1 rRNA gene is annotated in these 1,672 nt (G+C 49.7%); it reads right to left on the bottom strand.

Annotated features, from left to right (window positions below):
* Positions 1-211 precede the first annotated feature (211 nt).
* Positions 212-1,659: ribosomal RNA gene (locus AC1DYT_RS26660) — 16S ribosomal RNA — on the bottom strand.
* Positions 1,660-1,672 lie beyond the last annotated feature (13 nt).

Below are 1,672 nucleotides of genomic sequence, written 5' to 3'. Positions count from 1 at the left end.
GCAGATTTGAACTGCTGACCCCTACATTATCAGTGTAGTGCTCTAACCAAACTGAGCTACAGGACTGTTTTTTTCGTACAATACTGCCACACTCATGGCTGAACCACTGATGGCTTCATCTTCCGGGTTGTTTTTTAATTAGATTTGAGATTTTAGATCTGAGATCTGAGATTTTTTGTCTCATAGCTCACGTCTCACATCTAATAAAGATTAAGAAAATAATCACGGTTACGCACTTCAGGCACTTCCAGCTTCCATGGCTTGACGGGCGGTGTGTACAAGGCCCGGGAACGTATTCACCGCGTCATTGCTGATACGCGATTACTAGCGAATCCAACTTCACGGGGTCGAGTTGCAGACCCCGATCCGAACTGTGAACAGCTTTGTGAGATTGGCATCCTGTTGCCAGGTAGCTGCCCTCTGTACTGCCCATTGTAGCACGTGTGTAGCCCCGGACGTAAGGGCCATGATGACTTGACGTCGTCCCCTCCTTCCTCTCTATTTGCATAGGCAGTCTGTTTAGAGTCCCCACCTTTACGTGCTGGCAACTAAACATAGGGGTTGCGCTCGTTGCGGGACTTAACCCAACACCTCACGGCACGAGCTGACGACAGCCATGCAGCACCTAGTTTCGTGTCCCGAAGGACTGAGACGTCTCTGTCTCATTCACTAACTTTCAAGCCCGGGTAAGGTTCCTCGCGTATCATCGAATTAAACCACATGCTCCTCCGCTTGTGCGGGCCCCCGTCAATTCCTTTGAGTTTCACCCTTGCGGGCGTACTCCCCAGGTGGAATACTTAACGCTTTCGCTTAGACGCTGGCCGTATATCGCCAACATCGAGTATTCATCGTTTAGGGCGTGGACTACCAGGGTATCTAATCCTGTTTGATCCCCACGCTTTCGTGCCTCAGCGTCAATCATACCTTAGTAAGCTGCCTTCGCAATTGGTGTTCTGTGACATATCTATGCATTTCACCGCTACTTGTCACATTCCGCCTACCTCAAGTACATTCAAGCCCGTCAGTATCAAAGGCACTGCGATAGTTGAGCTACCGTCTTTCACCCCTGACTTAACAGGCCGCCTACGCACCCTTTAAACCCAATAAATCCGGATAACGCTCGGATCCTCCGTATTACCGCGGCTGCTGGCACGGAGTTAGCCGATCCTTATTCTTACCGTACATTCAGCCYCSWACACGTWSRRGGGTTTATTCCGGTACAAAAGCAGTTTACAACCCATAGGGCCGTCTTCCTGCACGCGGCATGGCTGGTTCAGGCTTCCGCCCATTGACCAATATTCCTTACTGCTGCCTCCCGTAGGAGTCTGGTCCGTGTCTCAGTACCAGTGTGGGGGGCCATCCTCTCAGATCCCCTAAACATCGTAGCCTTGGTAAGCCATTACCTTACCAACTAGCTAATGTTCCGCATGCCCATCTTAATCCTATAAATATTTGATTACAACAAAATGCTATGTCGTAATGTTATGCGGTGTTAATCTCTCTTTCGAGAGGCTATCCCCCAGATTAAGGTAGGTTACATACGTGTTACGCACCCGTGCGCCACTCTCATCAGAAGCAAGCTCCCAAATCCCGTCCGACTTGCATGTATTAGGCCTGCCGCTAGCGTTCATCCTGAGCCAGGATCAAACTCTCCATTGTATAATGTGTTGTT

Source organism: Mucilaginibacter sp. P1_D10, from assembly GCF_056406215.1.
Note: the sequence above shows the minus strand (reverse complement) of the source record. Positions and strands in the feature narration are given on the sequence as shown.